The 18,721-nt window shown below is 40.2% G+C and carries 18 protein-coding genes and 1 pseudogene; 9 read left to right on the top strand and 10 right to left on the bottom strand.

Going from position 1 to position 18,721, the window contains the following annotated elements:
- Positions 1–15: 15 nt before the first annotated feature.
- Together prfB and queG are read right to left on the bottom strand one after the other, a co-directional pair.
- Positions 16–1,114, bottom strand: a protein-coding gene (gene prfB / locus PCY14_RS04120) for a peptide chain release factor 2 (protein WP_134954254.1) whose coding sequence is annotated in 2 segments (ribosomal slippage) — positions 16–1,041 and positions 1,043–1,114 — 1,098 coding nt in all. Because the reading frame shifts where the segments join, the coding sequence is not laid out codon by codon here.
- 52 nt (positions 1,115–1,166) lie between these two features.
- A complete protein-coding gene (gene queG / locus PCY14_RS04115) occupies positions 1,167–2,285 on the bottom strand; it encodes a tRNA epoxyqueuosine(34) reductase QueG (protein WP_042772068.1) in 1,119 nt (372 codons plus the stop codon).
- A gap of 93 nt (positions 2,286–2,378) precedes the next feature.
- Here queG and PCY14_RS04110 point away from each other — a divergent pair, with 93 nt between their 5' ends.
- Complete coding sequence (locus PCY14_RS04110; RefSeq protein ID WP_042766980.1) at positions 2,379–3,236, top strand: metallophosphoesterase; 858 nt, start codon at positions 2,379–2,381, stop codon at positions 3,234–3,236.
- Between the two features lie 23 nt (positions 3,237–3,259).
- Here the strand turns inward: PCY14_RS04110 and PCY14_RS04105 are convergent, their stop codons facing one another.
- The 4 genes from PCY14_RS04105 to PCY14_RS04090 form a co-directional block, all read right to left on the bottom strand.
- A complete protein-coding gene (locus tag PCY14_RS04105; RefSeq protein ID WP_021151942.1) occupies positions 3,260–4,006 on the bottom strand; it encodes an NADPH-dependent oxidoreductase in 747 nt (248 codons plus the stop codon).
- A 395-nt stretch (positions 4,007–4,401) separates the two neighbouring features.
- Complete coding sequence (locus PCY14_RS04100; protein WP_021145476.1) at positions 4,402–7,086, bottom strand: cation-translocating P-type ATPase; 2,685 nt, start codon at positions 7,084–7,086, stop codon at positions 4,402–4,404.
- 264 nt (positions 7,087–7,350) lie between these two features.
- On the bottom strand, positions 7,351–7,737 hold the full coding sequence (locus PCY14_RS04095; protein ID WP_021145477.1) for a DUF1934 domain-containing protein: 387 nt from the start codon (positions 7,735–7,737) through the stop codon (positions 7,351–7,353).
- A gap of 90 nt (positions 7,738–7,827) precedes the next feature.
- Complete coding sequence (locus tag PCY14_RS04090; RefSeq protein WP_021145478.1) at positions 7,828–8,694, bottom strand: GNAT family N-acetyltransferase; 867 nt, start codon at positions 8,692–8,694, stop codon at positions 7,828–7,830.
- Positions 8,695–8,901: 207 nt separating this feature from the next.
- On the opposite strand from PCY14_RS04090, the gene yidA reads away from it, so the two are divergent.
- Positions 8,902–9,711 carry a sugar-phosphatase gene (yidA, locus tag PCY14_RS04085; RefSeq protein ID WP_301363181.1) on the top strand — a complete coding sequence of 270 codons (810 nt, stop codon included), beginning with the start codon at positions 8,902–8,904 and terminating at the stop codon, positions 9,709–9,711.
- Position 9,712: 1 nt separating this feature from the next.
- On the top strand, positions 9,713–10,927 hold the full coding sequence (locus PCY14_RS04080) for an aminoacyltransferase (protein ID WP_164376647.1): 1,215 nt from the start codon (positions 9,713–9,715) through the stop codon (positions 10,925–10,927).
- Positions 10,928–10,980: 53 nt separating this feature from the next.
- On the opposite strand, the gene PCY14_RS04075 is transcribed toward PCY14_RS04080, so the two are convergent.
- The 4 genes from PCY14_RS04075 to yycF all read right to left on the bottom strand — a co-directional run bounded on the left by PCY14_RS04075 (position 10,981) and on the right by yycF (position 14,264).
- Positions 10,981–11,340, bottom strand: a complete 360-nt coding sequence (locus PCY14_RS04075) for a YbaN family protein (protein ID WP_008534495.1) — start codon at positions 11,338–11,340, stop codon at positions 10,981–10,983.
- A 62-nt stretch (positions 11,341–11,402) separates the two neighbouring features.
- Entirely contained in the window at positions 11,403–12,215 is an 813-nt protein-coding gene (locus tag PCY14_RS04070; protein WP_164376648.1) for an MBL fold metallo-hydrolase, read from the bottom strand.
- A 5-nt stretch (positions 12,216–12,220) separates the two neighbouring features.
- Complete coding sequence (gene vicK, locus PCY14_RS04065) at positions 12,221–13,561, bottom strand: cell wall metabolism sensor histidine kinase VicK (protein ID WP_143567344.1); 1,341 nt, start codon at positions 13,559–13,561, stop codon at positions 12,221–12,223.
- Positions 13,554–14,264 carry a response regulator YycF gene (yycF, locus tag PCY14_RS04060; RefSeq protein WP_021145486.1) on the bottom strand — a complete coding sequence of 237 codons (711 nt, stop codon included), beginning with the start codon at positions 14,262–14,264 and terminating at the stop codon, positions 13,554–13,556. Before yycF ends, vicK begins: the two co-directional genes overlap by 8 nt.
- Before the next feature lie 285 nt (positions 14,265–14,549).
- Between yycF and PCY14_RS04055 the strand changes: the two genes are divergently transcribed.
- The 6 genes and pseudogenes from PCY14_RS04055 to PCY14_RS04030 all read left to right on the top strand — a co-directional run.
- On the top strand, positions 14,550–15,317 hold the full coding sequence (locus tag PCY14_RS04055) for an amino acid ABC transporter ATP-binding protein (RefSeq protein ID WP_002885036.1): 768 nt from the start codon (positions 14,550–14,552) through the stop codon (positions 15,315–15,317).
- A 9-nt stretch (positions 15,318–15,326) separates the two neighbouring features.
- On the top strand, positions 15,327–16,160 hold the full coding sequence (locus PCY14_RS04050; protein WP_037611665.1) for a transporter substrate-binding domain-containing protein: 834 nt from the start codon (positions 15,327–15,329) through the stop codon (positions 16,158–16,160).
- Between the two features lie 17 nt (positions 16,161–16,177).
- A complete protein-coding gene (locus PCY14_RS04045) occupies positions 16,178–16,876 on the top strand; it encodes an amino acid ABC transporter permease (protein WP_002886251.1) in 699 nt (232 codons plus the stop codon).
- Between the two features lie 11 nt (positions 16,877–16,887).
- Positions 16,888–17,538 (top strand): amino acid ABC transporter permease, encoded by a 651-nt coding sequence (locus PCY14_RS04040; RefSeq protein WP_293919039.1) that lies wholly within the window; start codon positions 16,888–16,890, stop codon positions 17,536–17,538.
- Positions 17,539–17,725: 187 nt separating this feature from the next.
- The gene (locus PCY14_RS04035) at positions 17,726–18,493 is read left to right on the top strand and encodes an amino acid ABC transporter ATP-binding protein (RefSeq protein WP_021145491.1); all 768 of its coding nucleotides are present in this window, start codon (positions 17,726–17,728) and stop codon (positions 18,491–18,493) included.
- A gap of 11 nt (positions 18,494–18,504) precedes the next feature.
- Positions 18,505–18,721: pseudogene (locus PCY14_RS04030) on the top strand (glutamine ABC transporter substrate-binding protein); the annotation flags it as partial.

Raw genomic sequence — 18,721 nt, 5'->3', positions numbered from 1 at the left:
AACAGTATATCATTACTATTCTTCCATACGCCACTTGAGGTAGGCATCAATGAAGCCTTCAATATCTCCATCCATTACCTTATCAACCTGGGCAACTTCATAGCCTGTACGATGATCCTTAACCATAGTGTATGGGGTGAAAACGTATGAGCGAATTTGGCTTCCCCAAGTGATTTCTTTCTTATCACCTTTCAAAGCATTCACTTCTTCTGCTTTCTTTTCTTGCTCCATTTGATAGAGTTTCGCTTGAAGCATCTTCATCGCACGGTCACGGTTTCCGTATTGTGTACGGTCAACCGTTGAAGCTACAACAATACCTGTTGGAATGTGAGTCAAACGCACACCGGTAGAAACCTTGTTGACGTTCTGACCACCTGCACCACCTGAACGGAAAGTGTCCATCTTGATATCATCATCACGAATATCAACTTCAATGGTATCATCCAATTCAGGCATGACTTCCACAGAAGTAAATGAGGTGTGACGACGTTTGGCAGAGTCAAAAGGCGAAATACGAACCAAACGGTGGACACCCATTTCTGACTTGAGGAATCCGTAAGCATTAGGACCTTCAAAAGCAAGGGTTACAGATTTAATACCAGCTTCATCACCCGCCTGATAATCCAAAGTTTCAACCTTGAAACCTTTGGCATTTCCATAACGTTGGTACATACGGAGCAACATATCAGCCCAGTCTTGAGCCTCTGTTCCACCAGAACCTGGGTGAATTTCCAGAATGGCATTGTTATGGTCATATGGTTCAGACAAGAGTAAGGTCATCTCGTAACTTGTCATAATCTTATCAAGTTTTTCGAGCGTCTCTTCGAGTTCCTCCTGAACACTGCTATCTTCTTCCAACATCTCCAAATATAGTTCTGTCTCGTCAGAGAGTTCTTGCATATTGTTGAAAGTTTCGTATTTCATTTTGAGCTCGTTCAACTCTTGAGAAGTTTTTTGAGCTGCAATATTATCATTCCAAAAATCAGGCTCAGTCATTCGGTTTTCAAGGAGCGCAATGTCCTCTTCCAAACGATCTAAGTCAAAGAGACCTCCCGAAGCTCACGAGCTTCTCTTGATTTTCAGAGATTTTTTGGCGAATTTCTGCCACTTCCATGGATAGGTTTCCTCCATTTTATAGTATTATGCTTAATTCTAGCATAAATCGCCTAAATTTGCCATTTTGCACATACAAGCTCCCACTCAGCTTGGGATTCTTTATCTTTGGGTGAAAGTCCTCTCATATAGTCTAACATAGCTTGATCTGGCTTCTTAACTATCTCACCGAGAGCCCAAATAGCCGTTGCCGTATGGATGGGATTATTATTCTTATCAATAATCTCCATCAGTTTGACAATGGCGTTGCGATCATGTAAGTTGGCCAAAGCAATAATGGCATTTCGCTGAAGAATATTCTTACCACGCCAAGAACCGGCGATCATGCCAAACCTCTCTTTAAAAGACTTATTAGTCAGCTCTAGAAATGGGAGCAATTCAGGCATGGCAAGCTCAGGGTCAATATCTGAAGCTAAAGGATTGTCAATACCTCTGTTATATGGACAGGAAATCTGACAAATATCACAACCATAGATAACAGTCTTGATCTTCTTTCGAAACTCCATATCCATCATGCCCTTATCTTGGGTTTGGAAGGAGAGGCAACGACGAGCATTCATAGTCCCATCACCAATGAGACAAGATGTCGGACAGGCATCCAGACAACGACGGCAATCCCCGCAACCATAGTCTACCTCATGATCAGGTTCAATCTCTAGATTCGTGATAAGCTCCCCGAGATACATGTAGGACCCGTATTCTTTCGAGATAACCAGTCCATTCTTACCAATAAAACCAATTCCTGCTCGCTTGGCTACTGCAGTATCGACCAAGGCTCCAGTGTCCACCATACCTTTATATTCGAAGTTTTCTGTCAGTTTTTCAATGCCTTCTGCCAGGCGTTTTAGTTTATCCTGCAAAACATAGTGATAATCGAGACCCCATGAATTTGGAGTGATTTTGCCACGCTTATACTCTGTTTTTTGGGGTTGTTGTGGCAACTTATGCGGATAGGCAACTGCAATGGAAATGATGGTTTTAGCTGATTCCAAGCTCAATTTGGGGTAAATACGCTCTTCAATATTTTTATGCTCAAATCCTGTCGTTCGCCCTTCTTCAACGCCAAGTCGAAGGGACTTTTCCAGATAGGCGAAATCATCGGCTGTTGTAAAACCAATTTTTGAAATGCCAATCTCCTTGGCCATCTTTTGTATTTCTAACTTGATATCCATATTCTTATCATAATGAAAATGTAGCCCTAGGGCAAGCATTTTTCATCATCTTCGTTTAAAGACAAGGCACAACCTTTTTGTTACAATGTTTCTATGACAAGACTTGCAGTAATGAGTGATTTACATATTGATTTGAATCACTTTGAGACATATGAAATTGATACTCTTATAAAATGTCTAAAAGATCAAAAAATCAGCCACCTTCATATTGCTGGTGACATTTCTAATCATTATTTTAGCGACACTAAACCATTTCTACAAAAGCTTTCCAAGGAGGTCAAGGTCACTTATAATTTAGGCAATCATGATATGCTTGATTTGGAGGATGACCTTATTGATAAGCTTGATTTCCAGCTGATTGATTTAGGTAATAAGACATTATTGGCTTTTCATGGCTGGTATGATTATTCCTATTCAGATGAAAAGTTGGATAAAATTCTCAGGCGTAAGAGACAGCTTTGGTTCGACAGACGTCTCAGACGATTGGGGACTGATTCAGAAATCTGTCAAACTAGTCTCAAGAAGCTAGATAATGTTTTAAGCGAATTAGATACGAGCAAACTCATTGTTGCTATGCATTTTGTTCCTCACAGCCGTTTTACCATGACGCACGAACGTTTTAAACCTTTTAATGCTTATTTGGGATCAGAAGAGTTCCATCAGATTTTCGTCAAACACGACGTTAAAGATGTTGTTTTTGGTCATGCCCACAGGAGTTATGGGACGGTAAAGAGTGACGGTGTAACCTATCACTCTCGCCCCCTTGGCTACCGTCGAGAATGGGATTTAACCATTAACTTTGTTTCCAATCACCCTGAACTCAATCCAACTGGAACATGGAACCTCTCCAAACGTTACAACCTGGTCAAGAAACTCCCAGAGTTTTTAGAGTATGAAAAAAAGGAACTAGCAAATGAGTTCCTTTCATCCATGACATTATTCAATGTATAGAACGGCTCTATGGGAGTCGTTTTTTATTCGGTGAAGAATCCCTGCTTTTGAAGGTCCTTCAAGGTATTTGCACGATTAGCGACAGATTTATCCATAGTCTTTGCAATCTGAGTCGTAAATTTATCAACTCTGTGATTAAGATCGCGAAGGTCATAATACTCATGGACGTCAGCATCGTAGTCTTTAAGTTCTTCCAAGGGATTTTCCAAATCCTGATAGTAATTTTCCATATGGATGACGTGACGTGGCAAACGAGGTTTCAGCTGTGGTTCCTGATTTGGCCAACCAACTGCTAAGCCCACTGCGGGATAAACATACTTAGGCAGTTTAAGAAGCTCTGAAAGTTTAGCATTATCATTTAAGATACTACCCAAGTAAACAGCTCCCATACCCAAACTCTCAGCAGCTACAACCATGTTTTGAGTAGCAATCATAGCATCTGAAAAAGCTGAAATAAAGCGTTCGGGGCTACCTTGCACCAAGGCCTCAGCGCCCTTTGCTTCCGCAATCAAGGTATTACGTCTTTGATCCACAACAACTACAAAAAGATGCCCAGCCTTTGGAATATAGGGTTGGTTGGCAATCTCTGCAATTTGTTCCTTCAACTTTTCATCAGTGATGCTTATAATTGAATAAGACTGTCTAAAATTACTCGTTGATGTATGTCTGGCAACATCAACCAAGAGGTTGACTTCTTCCTGTGTCAGAGCTTTGGGTTTAAACTGACGAATACTACGATGATTAAGTTGTGTCTTAATGGTTTCGTTCATATGCTTCTCCTTAAACTAGTCATTACTTCCCCTCAATTATAAACAATACATCTGACGAATTCAAGATGTGATAAGAAAAAGCTCACGACTTAATCTCTGATCAAAATGTTGAAAAATGTCCTTAAAAAATCTAGTAAACTAAGAAGCTTTACTAAAATCGGAAAAGACTCTTTATTTAGCGACTGTACGGTACATATTCCGAGCCTTTCCGACGTGATAAAAACGACTGAAACATAAAAGTTGCAGTCGTTCGGAAATTTGGAGACTTTAGGCTCGAAACGTAGTCATAGAACTTCGAAGAAGTTCGCTGACGTCCGCTATCACATAAGGAAAGTCTCAAAAATAGACCTTTATCTCTAATAAAAGCCAGAGACCTGTATCTCTGACTTTGTATTTTATATAGCGTCTTTATCCTTGCCAAGGGCACGTTGAACGGCTTTGACTAATTCAACAAATACCACAATCAAGAAGGAACCTACAATAACCGCAAGCCATTGTGTCAGACTAAGGTGTGACACATGGAAGAGATTATTAAATCCAGGAACCACGATAGTTGCCATCAGAAGAACAAAGGCTACTGGAATGGCCCAATTGAAAGTATTGTTTCTGAAGAGACCAACTTTAAAGACTGATTGATACACAGATTTAACGTTAAAGGCATGGAGCAACTGAATTAAGCCAAGTGTTGCAAAAGCCATTGTAAGGGCATCTGCGTGAATGGCTCCTTGCGTATGGTGTTCTGGGAAGACAAGACCCCAACCATAAACGGCAAGAACAAGGATAGTTTGAAGAATTCCCTGATAAATAATAGCACCGAAGACACCACCATCAAAGAAGTTTGATTGACGTCCACGAGGTTTGTGAGTCATAATACCTGGTTCAGCTGGCTCAACCCCAAGTGCGATGGCTGGAAGGGTATCAGTTACTAGGTTAATCCAGAGAAGATGAACTGGTTGAAGCACATCCCATCCAAACAGTGTAGCGAAGAAGATAATGAAGACTTCGGCCATATTGGCTGACAAGAGGTACTGGATTGATTTTTGGATGTTTGAGAAGACCTTACGACCTTCTTCTACAGCGACGATAATTGTCGCAAAGTTATCATCGGCAAGAACCATGTCAGAAGCTCCCTTAGAAACCTCTGTACCAGTAATTCCCATACCAATACCAATATCAGCTGTCTTAAGTGAAGGTGCATCATTAACCCCGTCACCTGTCATGGCAACAACCTTGCCATCATTTTGCCATGCCTTAACAATACGAACCTTATGTTCAGGAGACACACGCGCATAGACAGAGTATTGTTTGAATACTTTTTGGAATTCTTCATCAGAAAGTTCATTCAGCTCAGCACCAGTGAAGACATGGTCTTCTGTGTCATTTGGATCGATGATACCAAGACGTTTAGCAATAGCTTCTGCTGTATCTTGGTGGTCACCAGTAATCATGATTGGACGAATACCCGCTTCTTTCGCCACACGAACAGCTTCTGCTGCTTCAGGACGTTCTGGGTCAATCATACCTACCAAACCTGAGAAAATAAGGTCTGACTCAACAACTTCAGATTCCAAAGTAGGAATTTCACTCGTTGTCTTATAAGCCATCATCAAGACACGAAGGGCTTGTTTGGCTAAATCTTTATTAGTCGTAAGAATAGCTTGTTTATCTTCATCCGTGATAGGACGAACCTCACCATTGATTTCAATACGAGTCACACGTTTGAGCAATTGGTCAGGCGCACCCTTAACGGCTACAAAGTATGTACCATCCGCTTCCTTATGGATAGTAGACATGAGCTTACGGTCAGAGTCAAATGGCAACTCTGCCACACGAGGCTCTGATTTCAAGACGTCACGCACATCAAAATTATGGTCCAAACCAAATTGAACAAGGGCTGTTTCCGTTGGATCCCCGATTAATTTACCATCTGGATCCACCTTTGTATCATTGGCAAAGTTCATAATACGAAGGGTCGTATTGTCCGCACCAAGTTCTGTGTCAGCGCTTTGCAATTGACCGTTTGCATAGACTTTTTCAACGGTCATTTGGTTCATTGTCAAGGTACCAGTCTTATCAGATGCGATAATTTCTGTTGAACCAAGTGTTTCAACAGCTGGCAATTTACGCACAATCGAATTACGTTTAGCAAGTGTCGTTGTTCCCAATGATAAGAGGATGGTTACAATAGCAGGAAGTCCTTCTGGAATGGCTGCAACGGCAAGAGCAACGGCAACCATCAAACCTTCAAGGGGCTGTTCGCCACGAATGAAGACACTCACCAAGAATGTCACCAAGGCAATCGCAACAATAAGGTAGGTTAAACTCTTAGATAATTGTTCTAGGCTTTGCTTCAAAGGTGTTTGTGATTCGTCCGCATTAGCCAGCATATCAGCAATTTTACCAACTTCAGTATACATACCAGTATTGGTAACAACCCCAGTACCACGACCATAAGTCACGTTAGAATTCTGGTAACCCATATTTACACGGTCACCAATACCTGCATCTGCTGCAACCGTTTCAGTAATATCCTTTTCAACTGGAACAGACTCACCTGTAAGGGCAGCCTCTTCAATCTTGAGTGAGGCAGCTTCAAGCAAACGCATATCGGCCGGAACAACATCACCTGCTTCAAGCAAAACAATGTCTCCAGGAACCAATTCACGTGAATCAATCTCAACGATATTGCCATCACGACGAACACGAGCTAGAGGACTTGACATGTTTTTAAGGGCTTCAATAGCAGCTTCTGCTTGTCCTTCTTGATAAACACCAAAAGCAGCATTTAAAACAACAACAGCTAAAATAATGCAAGCATCTGTCAAACCATGCATCCCTTCTGTAATGACAGAAAGGGCAGCAGCGACAAGCAAGATGATAATCATCAAATCTTTAAACTGGTCGATGAATTTTGACAAGAGGCTACGTTTTTCACCTTCATCCAACTCGTTAAAGCCATAGGCATCTAAACGTTCCTTGGCTTGTGCAGTTGACAAACCATCAACAGAAGTATCCAAGCTTTTTAGGACTTCTTCCTCTCCTTGTGTGTAAAACAAGGCTTTACTTTGTTCTTTCGACAAAATAATCTCCTCCTTCTATATAGGGAAAAATGACTATCAAGGCTCTTTTCATATAAAAAATGATACAAAAAGAGACTTGTTTCCTTAAAAACAAGTCTCGCTGTTTAAGAATATGCCGGAAATGTAAAATTTCGTAATGACGACATAATCGCAACCTTTAATCAAATCTATTGACTAAAGTCGCCTGCTACTCCCTTGATATACCCTTACATTTTATCATAATTTAGGGCTTTTTCAAGCCAAATGACTCAATTTTTTCACAAATTAAAACCATGAAACCTCTAATTCATAATCAGCAAAGATGTCTTCCGTTTCTGGATGTTGCAATTGATAATGAATATCAACTGTTTGGCCATCAGGATCATAGGCAAAAAGGCTCGTAACGGTTTGAAAATGCTGATTACCAAGCGGCGTCGGAATGTGAACCAAGGCAGGTACCTTGGCTGAAAAACGCATGATTGATTTAGGCTGAGAAAAGCGTGTCATAATGAGCTCTTCCTGATTCAATTTTATTACCACTTTTTCTTTCTCGGAATTATGGTGAATAAGATAGAGATAATCTCCTTTTTCCGTAACCTCACAAGGGTGGATTTCCTCAATGATTTCCGTTTGATCTGCTACTTTAATTTTATTTTTGATTTTAATTTCCATTAATTACTCCTTTTGTTGCTATACCTATTTTTCCAACTCTAATGTGACACTGACAGCAGACACATTTTCAAATTCTTCTAATAACATTAGTCATTCTTTCTGTTTCAAGTAGACCACTTGAGTTTGTTTGACAAAGCCGATTTTTTCATACAAATGCTTAGCTCCCACATTATCATCTTCCACTGCAATTTGGAAGGACTTGTCGTTATGCGCAATGAGTTGATTGACGACTGATTTTGCCAGATAGCTTCCATAGCCTTGCCCACGATAGTCTTCTGCCACAGCAAGTCCATAGAGATAGTTGCTATTCCCAGACAAATCAACCGTACAAAGTCCGATGACCTGACCTTCTTTGAGGAGGATGTAAAGTAGGCTATTGGAATCTTTCAAAGCCTCAGCAATATATCTGAGGCTCACCTCAAATGTTTCTTCTGCATCAGAAAAGGCTTGGTGGTGGAGCTGGGCAATTTCTTCAAGATAAGAGGAAGTTGCTAAGAGCGACTTGACATCTGAACGGAAATCCAGAGTATATGGAGTTCTATCTCTCCCTAGCCAGGTTTCAGTGCCTGCATCTTCAACTAGGCCCCAATGACTGATAAAATCAGGATGACAATCTAGAAAAACACGTTCTGTCTGAAAGGTCACTGATTGAATAGGATAAGATGCCGTTTCCTTCTGAAATTTGTCAAACAAACTCCTCGCAATGCCTTTGCGGCGATACTCTGGGACAACTAAAATCGCCACTTCAACATCTTCGTTATCCGCATAAACCGTTAATAAACCAAGCAATTCTTCCTCTTGATAATAGAGAAAAAAGGTCGGCATAGTGGAATCAAAATTAAGCATATTGGAGAGATAAGGTTCTCGAAAGGTGTGGTCATTAGCTTGGCAGCTAGCAATCAATGCTTTTGCTTCCTTACGTTCTTTATCTGTCAATTGGTTTGTAAATCGAATCACTCTTGTCTCTCCTTTATTAGTCTGACCTTATTTTACCAATTAAAAAGCATTTGGGCAATTCTTAGTAACAAACCGTTCTATACAGTTTGGAGTCGGCTTTAACAGTTTTCGATTCGCCAATATTATTTTTCTCAGGAAGAACTATGACAAAGCGCCCAAATTTTAGTAAAATAGAAGGGAAACTAACTTAATGAAACAGGTATTTATATGTCTATTAAACTTATTGCTGTTGATATTGACGGGACGCTTTTAAATAGCCAACATCAAGTCACACCTGAAGTCTTTCAAGCGATTCAAGAGGCCAAGGCTGCGGGTGTTAAAGTCGTTATTGCGACTGGTCGTCCTATTCCTGGCGTGCTTCCACTTCTTGAAGAACTTAATCTTAACCAAGATGGCGACTATGTCATCACTTTTAATGGTGGTCTTGTCCAAGAAACGTCTACCGGTAACGAATTGATTCGTGAGACACTCTCATACGAAGACTACCTTGACATTGAGGTTTTGGCTAACAAGCTTGGTGTTCATTCTCACGCCATTACTAAAGATGGTATCTACACAAGTAATCGCAACATTGGACGCTACACGGTTCATGAGTCTACACTTGTTCATATGCCGATTTACTATCGTACACCTGAAGAGGTGACTGACAAGGAATTCGTTAAGGCCATGTATATCGATGAACCTGAAATTCTTGATGCAGCTATTGCCAAACTTCCACAGGAATTTTATGACCGCTTTACTATTGTAAAATCAACACCATTTTACCTAGAAATTCTCAAGAAAACAGCCAACAAAGGAATTGCTGTAACCCATCTTGCTGAGAAACTCGGTCTTTCTAAAGAAGAAACAATGGCTATCGGTGATGAAGAAAATGACCGTGCTATGCTTGAAGTCGTTGGCTCTCCTGTTGTTATGGAAAATGGTAATCCAGAAATGAAGAAAATTGCGAAACACATCACAAAATCAAATGATGAATCTGGTGTCGCTTATGCTATTAGAAAGTGGGTTCTAGAATAATATGTATACCTATAAAACTGGACTCAGTACTTCTGAGCATGACTGCTTTGTGATTGATAGTCCTCAAACCAACTTATTACAAAGTAGCTCATGGGCAAAAATCAAGGATAGTTGGGGCAATGACCGTCTAGGTTTCTATAAAGATGATAAACTTGTTGCCGTTGCTAGTGTTCTTATTCAACCACTGCCTCTTGGCTTCTCTATGATTTACATCCCACGAGGCCCTATCATGGACTACCACGATAAAGAGTTAGTCGCTTTTGTCCTGGCTTCACTGAAAAAGTATGCCAAAACAAAACACGCCCTCTTTGTTAAATTTGATCCAAGCCTCTTTGTCACTAAAAATTTGATTTCTCAAGAAGTTAGCATCAACGAAGATACTATGGCTATTGCCAAAAACATCCAATCTCTTGGTGTTGAATGGACTGGTCTCACTGAAGACATGGCTGAGAATATTCAACCACGCTTTCAGGCTAATATCCATAAAGAAGATTTCACTGAAGAACAGCTCTCTAAGAGCACCAAGCAGGCTGTTCGTACTGCTCGAAACAAAGGTATTTCGGTTCAATTTGGTGGCACTGAGCTTCTTGAACAATTCGCTTCTTTGATGAAGAAGACTGAAGCTCGTAAAAACATCCATCTTCGTGGCATAGACTACTATGAAAAGTTGTTGACGACTTACCCAGAATCGTCTTACATTACACTCTCAACACTAGATTTGCCAGCCCGTCTTAAAGATCTTAATAAGCAACTTGAAAAGAACATTGCTGATGCTGCCAAGTTCACTGAAAAAACCAAACCTGGAAAAGTTGAGAACAATAAGCAAGAGCACAAACGTCTCAAAGAAGAAATTGCCTTTCTCCAAGAAAAAGTAGATGCTGGAAATCAGACAGTCCCACTCTCTGGTACCCTAGTTCTTGAATTTGGTAAGACGTCTGAGAATATCTACGCTGGTATGGATGAAGACTACCGTCGTTATCAACCAGCTATCCTGACATGGTATGAAACTGCTAATCATGCTTTTGAGCGTGGCGCTGACTGGCAAAACATGGGAGGTATTGAAAATTCCTTGGACGGTGGCTTGTATAACTTCAAATCAAAATTCAACCCCCGCATTGAACAGTTCGTCGGTGAATTTAACCTTCCGGTTAGTCCTCTTTATGGCTTAGCTAACTTTGCCTATAAAGTCCGTAAAAAAATAAGAAGCAAACATTAATCACTATACTAAAAACGAGACTTCCAAGAGAAGTCTCGTTTTTTGATACTAGCTTAGTCTTTATCAGGAATAACCTTAAATAAATAATAGGTGATGAAAAGTGTCAGACAGAAGAGTCCAATTTTCACCCAAAGAATAGGAGCAAAAAAGATTGAAATCCCCATCAAGACATAGATTTGAATGATAATCTTTTTCTTCCGTTCTTTAGCAATAGATTTGGTTTCTCGAAAATCAGCTACATAACTTTGATACAATTTAGTGTGATATAACCATTTTTCAAAACGTTTAGAACTTCTAGCAAAGCAAGCAATGGCTAAAAGTAGAAAGGGGGTTGTCGGCAATATTGGCAGAGGGATTCCTAGAATACCTAAACCAAGCGAGATAAAACCTAAGGAGAGATAAATGACTTTCATAACAATAATCCTTTCAAAAAGAGCCACACTAAACTTATTAGTGTAGCTCTTTCACTATTTCTCTAAATATCAGTCAGTGGAGTGGCTGTATCTGGAGAGGTATCAAAAACCTTAAAGTCAGTACCAACACCAAAGTCCGCACGTGCCAACTGATTTTCCATCGTCATATGGGCCAATTCCTTGATATTATTTTCTTTGGAGAGGTGACCCAGATAGATCTTTTTAGTTTTATTACCGATGGTACGAATCATAGCGTCCGCCCCATCTTCATTACACAAGTGACCTTGATCAGAGAGGATACGTTGCTTGGTTGACCATGGGTAAGAGCCTGCTCTCAAGATTTCAATATCATGATTAGACTCAATCAGATAGCCATCAGCATTTTCAATAATCCCAGCCATGCGATCTGATACATAGCCCGTATCCGTCAACATAACAAAGCTCTTTCCATCTTTCATAAAGCGATAGAACTGTGGATCTATAGCATCATGACTAACTCCAAAAGATTCAATGTCAATATCACCAAAGGTCATAATCTTGTCACGAGAAAAAACGTGCTTCTGGCTATTATCAACCTTACCTAGCATATTTTTACTGTCCATAATCTGCCAGGTTTTCTCATTGGCGTAGATGTCCATGCCATATTTACGAGCTAGAACACCGACACCATGGATATGGTCCTTGTGTTCATGCGTTACTAGGATAGCATCAAGATCACTCGGATCACGGTTAATCTCAGCTAGCAAATTTGTAATTTTCTTACCTGACAAACCAGCATCTATTAGAATTTTCTTTTCTGGAGTTTCCAAGTAAAAAGAGTTTCCTGTAGAGCCTGAAGCCAAAATACTATATTTAAACCCTAAATCTGAGGTCATTTCTACTACATCTCCCACTCATCAACCATCATGGCATCCTTGTCATATGGAAGAACAATAGTAAAGGTTGAACCCTTACCATATTCACTCTTAGCCCAAATAAAGCCATTATGTTGTTTAATAATTTCCTTGGCAATGGACAAACCAAGACCAGTTCCACCTTGAGCACGGCTTCTTGCCTTGTCAACACGGTAAAAACGGTCGAAAATCAAAGGTAAATCTTTCTTAGGAATACCTAAACCTTGGTCGGAAATTGAAACAATTAATTGCGCATCCGTAGTCTTCATGGACACCGTAATCTCTCCACCATCGGGCGAATACTTGATAGCATTATTAAGAATATTATCCACGACCTGAGTCATCTTATCTGTGTCAATTTCCACCCAAATAGAATTAACAGGATAATCTCGAATAATTTCATAATCCTTACCAGTATTATTTTCTTGACTTTTGATTTGATCAAAACGATTCAAAATATAGGTCATAAAGGCCGTAAAATTGGTCATTTCAACATCAAGATGTGTGCTCTTATTATCAATATGAGAAAGGGCCAAAAGGTCAGAGATCATCCTCATCATTCGGTTGGTTTCATCCAAAGAAACCTTAATAAAGTTTGGAGCAATCTCTTCATTAAGGGCACCATCATCAAGAGCTTCAAGGTAGGATTTAACAGAAGTTAAAGGCGTCCGCAATTCGTGACTGACATTTGATACGAATAAACGACGTTCACGTTCTTCTTTTTCCTGTTCAGTGGCATCATGAATAACAGCAACTAAACCTGAAATAAAGCCAGACTCCTTACGAATCAGGGCAAAATTAACACGCAAGGTTACAAACTCATCGTTAGCGTCTCTACGTGACAAATGAATTTCCGGTGTCTTAGATAGTAATTCACTATAAGTATAAGGACTTTCACCATCTAACAAATCCAAGATTGACATCTGGGTCGCCGTTTCCCTATCAATATTTAATAAACGCTTGGCTGTACTATTAATCATGGTAATTTGACCACGACGATTGGTCGCAATAACTCCATCACTCATATAGGAAAGGACTGAAGACAAGCGATTTTTTTCTTGGGCTAGATTTTCATGCGTCAGACGGAAAACGTCTGATAAATCATTCAAGCTATTTGCCAGCTCTAAGAGCTCCGAATCTCCCTTTAAGCGTAACTCTTCATTATAGTTTCCAGCCATCAAAGATTTTACTCGCTTAGTCAACTTCCGAATGTTCTTCACTTGACGGTAATCACGATAAGCAAGAAAAATAAAGTAAAAAGCAACAAATAAGAGAGTAAAGAGTAAGGCTAACTCAAAGCTCGTAATATTTAAGCCAATACTAGTCATAGTTCTTCATGTAGTAGCCAACACCACGGCGGGTCAAAATATACTCTGGACGGCTTGGTGTATCTTCAATTTTTTCACGAAGACGACGAATAGTGACGTCAACCGTACGCACATCACCAAAATAGTCATAACCCCAAACAGTTTCAAGTAGATGCTCACGTGTCATGACTTGTCCCATGTGAGTTGCCAAATGGAATAACAATTCAAATTCACGGTGAGTCAATTCAACTTCATTCCCACGTTTTTTAGCTACAAAGGCATCTGGAACGATAATTAATTCACCAATCGAAATTTCTTTCTTGCCTGAGTTTGAGCTCTCTTCAGCCGCTGCTGTTTCAATAGTCTCTGTTCGACGCAAATGAGCCTTAATTCGTGCTAACAACTCACGATTTGAGAATGGTTTAGTGACATAATCGTCTGCCCCAATCTCCAAGCCAATGACCTTATCAAACTCGCTATCTTTAGCTGAAAGCATGATAATCGGTATATGACTTGTTTTTCGGATTTCCTTGGCTACTTCTAAACCATCTAGTTCAGGTAACATCAAGTCCAAGATAACTAAATCAGGATTTTCAGCTTCAAATTGCTCCAAAGCTTCACGACCATCAAATGCCGTCACAACTTCGTAACCTTCCTTGGTTAGATTAAACTTGATAATATCCGAAATTGGTCTTTCATCATCAACAACTAGAATTTTTTTCATACAAACACCTCATCGGTTTTCTTAGTTCATTTCAATTTAGTAAAGCAATCCACTTTACGTATCTATTCTATTATACCAAAAATTAGGTTAAGGACCAAGTTTGGGCTATGCGTTCCTAGTAAGATACAGACTTACCTGTAATTTTCAAACACCACTAATGGCTTATATTCGTTAAAAAATTAATATTATGATTGAATTTTCAAACATTTTTGACATTTTCCTATATCTATAGTAAAATACACTCTTGTTGTTACATATATTAATGTAAAATTTTAGGAGGCTCTTATGGCACTTATTGAATTTAAAAATGTCAATAAATATTACGGAGATTATCATGCACTTCGTGACATCAATCTAGAAATTGAAAAAGGACAAGTTGTGGTTCTCTTGGGACCTTCTGGGTCTGGGAAATCTACCCTTATCCGTACAATCAATGCCTTGGAATCCATCGATAACGGTACGCTTATCGTTAACGGACATAATGTGACGGAAGCTTCTGCCAAAGACTTGGTTGAGCTTCGTAAGGAAGCGGGTATGGTATTCCAACACTTTAACCTCTACCCGCACAAAACCGTTCTTGAAAATGTTACCTTGGCACCTATCAAGGTTCTTGGAATCAGTAAGGCAGAGGCTGAAAAGACTGCTGAAAAATTCCTTCGCTACGTTAACATGTGGGACAAGAAGGATTCATACCCTGGTATGCTTTCTGGTGGGCAAAAACAACGTATCGCTATTGCCCGTGGTCTTGCCATGAATCCTGAGCTCTTGCTCTTTGACGAACCAACGTCAGCCCTTGACCCAGAGACTATTGGTGACGTGCTTGCGGTTATGCAAAACCTTGCCAAAGGTGGCATGAACATGGTTGTCGTAACCCACGAAATGGGCTTTGCCCGCAGTGTGGCTGACCGTATCATTTTCATGGCTGAAGGTCAGGTTCTTGTAGACACTACGGATGTGGATGGTTTCTTCGACAATCCAACTGAACCTCGTGCAGTTCAATTCCTTTCTAAGATTATCGACCACAACTCTGATCGTGTCCAAGTGGACGCCTAAGGAGGACTTATGTTAATCAAGAAACTTAGTCGCATTTTAGCTATCTCTGTTATAGCTTTTCTAGCAGTTCTCCTCTGGAACACTAAAAGTAGTCAGGCAGATGAAAGCAGTAAACTACTCAATAGTGCTGCAATTCAAAAAATTGTCAAAAAAGGGACACTAAACGTTGGTGTCAAACAGGATGTCCCAAACTTTGGTTACTATTCAGCCAAAACTAATACCTATCAAGGGATGGAAATTGACCTTGCTAAGAAAATTGCCAAAGAACTTAAGGTTAAGGTGAATTTTACAGCGGTTACCCCACAAACTCGTGAAGCCCTTATGGATAACGGAACTATTGACATGCTTATCGCTACTTATACCATTACAGATGAGCGTAAGGCTTCATATGCCATGTCAAATCCTTACTACTACGACCAAATCGGTTTCCTCGTTCAAACCAAATCTGGCTATAAGAAACTTTCTGACCTAAACGGTAAAACTATTGGAGTGTCTCAAGGGTCATCTGCCAAAGCTGCTGTTGAAGAGTACGCTTCAGCTAATAACCTTAAGTTTGACTACGTTCAACTTGGATCTTATCCTGAGTTAGCCGTATCACTCTATGCTTACCGTATTGACGCCTTTGCTGGTGATAAATCAATCTTGTCAGGTTACGAAAGTGATAAAACCAAGATCCTTGATGAAGGTTTCAAAACACAAGAATACGGTATCGCTTCAAGCAAGTCTAACCAAGAGTTGATTGATTATACCAACGATTTGATTGCTAAATGGCAAAAAGATGGTAGTCTTCAAAAACTCTACGATAAGTATCACTTGAAACCAGCTAAGGCTGAAGATAAATAGAAAGGAGTCCTGAATTTATGTATCTTTTAACTGAAACGGCTAGTCCTTTCGCTCTTGAACGTTGGGCTGCTTTCTTCGCTAACTTTGGGCAATTTGCCAAAGGTTTCTTCTATACCCTTGGCATTTCAATTGGTGCCTTGATTGTTGCCCTTCTTCTTGGGCTCATCTTTGGGGCTATGAGCTCTACTCACAACAAGGTCCTTCGTGGCATCTCACGTGTGTATGTTGAAATCTTCCAGAACACACCCTTGCTCGTCCAATTCGTGGTTGTCTTCTATGGGATTTCAATCTTGACTGATGGTCATGTCATGATTCCAATTTCATTGACAGCTATCCTTTGTGTAGGTGTCTACACCGGAGCCTATATCTCTGAAATTATTCGTACAGGTATCGAGGCGGTTCCTAAAGGTCAAACCGAAGCGGCTTTGTCTCAAGGATTCACCTACGCTGATACCATGCGTATCATCATCTTGCCTCAAGCAGTGCGTACTATCTTGCCACCATTGACCAACCAAGTGGTTAACTTGATTAAGAATACTTCTACAGTTGCCATTATCTCTGGGGCAGATATCATGTTCACAGCTAAGGCTTGGGCTTATGATACCACTAACTATGTGCCGGCCTTTGCTGGGGCTGCCTTCCTCTACTTTATCATGTGTTTCCCTCTAGCTACCTGGGCACGTCGTAAAGAAGAAGAGAATAAGAAAGCTTACTAAGGAGGTCCACTATGTCAGAAGTTTTATCAGCTACTAACCTTAAATTCTTGGCACAAGGGATGTGGACGACTCTTTACTTGTCTTTCTTCATCATCGTGCTATCTACCCTGTTCGGAACAATTCTGGCGGTGATGCGTAACGGAAAGAATCCTATCCTTCGTTGGATCGCTTCTATCTACGTTGAGTTCGTCCGTAACGTTCCTAACTTGCTTTGGATTTTCATCATCTTCTTGGTCTTCCAACTCAAGTCAACTGCGGCAGGGATTACCTCTTTCACGGTCTTTACTTCAGCTGCCTTGGCGGAAATCATTCGTGGGGGACTGAACTCTATCAACCATGGCCAAACAGAAGCTGGCTTGTCTCAAGGATTTAACAACAAACAAATCTTTATTTACATCATCTTCCCACAAGCTATTCGTAAGATGTTGCCATCTATCATTTCTCAATTCGTAACAGTTATCAAGGATACTTCTTTCCTTTACTCTGTTATCGCCTTACAAGAATTGTTTGGTAAGAGTCAGATTTTGATGGGTGGTTACTACGAACCTAGTCAAATCTTTACCTTATACGGTATTGTGGCTTTAGCTTATTTCGTGGTTAACTTTGCGATTTCTAGCTACTCTCGCTACCTCTCTAAACAATGGGAGCAAGCTAGTGAATAAAACAAAAAACTCACCTGCCGGTGGGTTTTTGTTTTTCTCATATTTATATCAAAAAATGATTAATTATTTAGTAAAAACCGAACGTTTTGAAAGAATATTCGGAATTTTTTGACTTTCGACTTTACTTATGCTAAAATTCAATATATGTTAGAAAAGCTAACAAGTAAATCCATTATAGGAGGCTCTTATGGCACTTATCGAATTTAAAAATGTCAATAAATATTACGGAGATTATCATGCACTTCGTGATATCAATCTAGAAATTGAAAAAGGACAAGTTGTGGTTCTCTTGGGACCTTCTGGGTCTGGGAAATCCACCCTCATCCGTACAATCAATGCCTTGGAATCCATCGATAACGGTACGCTTATCGTTAACGGACATAATGTGACGGAAGCTTCTGCCAAAGACTTGGTTGAGCTTCGTAAGGAAGCGGGTATGGTATTCCAACACTTTAACCTCTACCCGCACAAAACCGTTCTTGAAAATGTAACTTTGGCACCTATCAAGGTTCTTGGAATCAGTAAGGCAGACGCCGAAAAAACTGCCGAAAAATTCCTTCGCTACGTTAACATGTGGGACAAGAAAGATTCGTACCCTGGTATGCTTTCTGGTGGGCAAAAACAACGTATCGCAATTGCCCGTGGTCTTGCCATGAATCCTGAGCTCTTGCTCTTTGACGAACCAACGTCAGCCCTTGACCCAGAGACTATCGGTGACGTGCTTGCGGTTATGCAAAAGCTTGCCAAAGGTGGTATGAACATGGTTGTCGTAACCCACGAAATGGGCTTTGCCCGTAGTGTGGCTGACCGTATCATTTTCATGGCTGAAGGTCAAGTTCTTGTAGACACTACGGATGTGGATGGTTTCTTTGACAATCCAACTGAACCTCGTGCGGTTCAATTCCTTTCTAAGATTATCGATCACAACTCTGATCGTGTCCAAGTGGATGCCTAAGGAGGTTGCCTATGATTTTCAAAAAAATCTTACGTTACCTAACTGTTGCAAGCTTGGCAATTCTCACTATTTTTCTTATCACGAGTCACAAGACTAAGGCGGAAGATAAGAGCAAGCTCTTAAATAGTAAAGCAGTTCAAAAAATTGTTAAGCGAGGTACACTTAACGTTGGTGTTAAGCAGGACGTTCCTAACTTTGGTTACTATTCTGCTAAGACCAATACCTACG

The organism is Streptococcus sp. SV2, from assembly GCF_030440175.1.
In the GTDB taxonomy this organism is placed as follows: domain Bacteria; phylum Bacillota; class Bacilli; order Lactobacillales; family Streptococcaceae; genus Streptococcus; species Streptococcus raffinosi.
The sequence above is the reverse complement of the archived record's forward strand: the minus strand, read 5'-3'. Positions and strand labels throughout refer to the sequence as shown.

Bases quoted from the DNA above. Each gene is read 5' to 3' on its own strand.
- yycF (WP_021145486.1), bottom strand. From the start codon at position 14,264: ATGAAAAAAATTCTAGTTGTTGATGATGAAAGACCAATTTCGGATATT.
- PCY14_RS04055 (WP_002885036.1), top strand. From the start codon at position 14,550: ATGGCACTTATTGAATTTAAAAATGTCAATAAATATTACGGAGATTAT.
- PCY14_RS04050 (WP_037611665.1), top strand. From the start codon at position 15,327: ATGTTAATCAAGAAACTTAGTCGCATTTTAGCTATCTCTGTTATAGCT.
- PCY14_RS04110 (WP_042766980.1), top strand. From the start codon at position 2,379: ATGACAAGACTTGCAGTAATGAGTGATTTACATATTGATTTGAATCAC.
- PCY14_RS04040 (WP_293919039.1), top strand. From the start codon at position 16,888: ATGTCAGAAGTTTTATCAGCTACTAACCTTAAATTCTTGGCACAAGGG.
- PCY14_RS04105 (WP_021151942.1), bottom strand. From the start codon at position 4,006: ATGAACGAAACCATTAAGACACAACTTAATCATCGTAGTATTCGTCAG.
- PCY14_RS04035 (WP_021145491.1), top strand. From the start codon at position 17,726: ATGGCACTTATCGAATTTAAAAATGTCAATAAATATTACGGAGATTAT.
- PCY14_RS04070 (WP_164376648.1), bottom strand. From the start codon at position 12,215: ATGACCTCAGATTTAGGGTTTAAATATAGTATTTTGGCTTCAGGCTCT.
- vicK (WP_143567344.1), bottom strand. From the start codon at position 13,561: ATGACTAGTATTGGCTTAAATATTACGAGCTTTGAGTTAGCCTTACTC.
- PCY14_RS04045 (WP_002886251.1), top strand. From the start codon at position 16,178: ATGTATCTTTTAACTGAAACGGCTAGTCCTTTCGCTCTTGAACGTTGG.
- queG (WP_042772068.1), bottom strand. From the start codon at position 2,285: ATGGATATCAAGTTAGAAATACAAAAGATGGCCAAGGAGATTGGCATT.
- PCY14_RS04095 (WP_021145477.1), bottom strand. From the start codon at position 7,737: ATGGAAATTAAAATCAAAAATAAAATTAAAGTAGCAGATCAAACGGAA.
- PCY14_RS04080 (WP_164376647.1), top strand. From the start codon at position 9,713: ATGTATACCTATAAAACTGGACTCAGTACTTCTGAGCATGACTGCTTT.
- yidA (WP_301363181.1), top strand. From the start codon at position 8,902: ATGTCTATTAAACTTATTGCTGTTGATATTGACGGGACGCTTTTAAAT.
- PCY14_RS04075 (WP_008534495.1), bottom strand. From the start codon at position 11,340: ATGAAAGTCATTTATCTCTCCTTAGGTTTTATCTCGCTTGGTTTAGGT.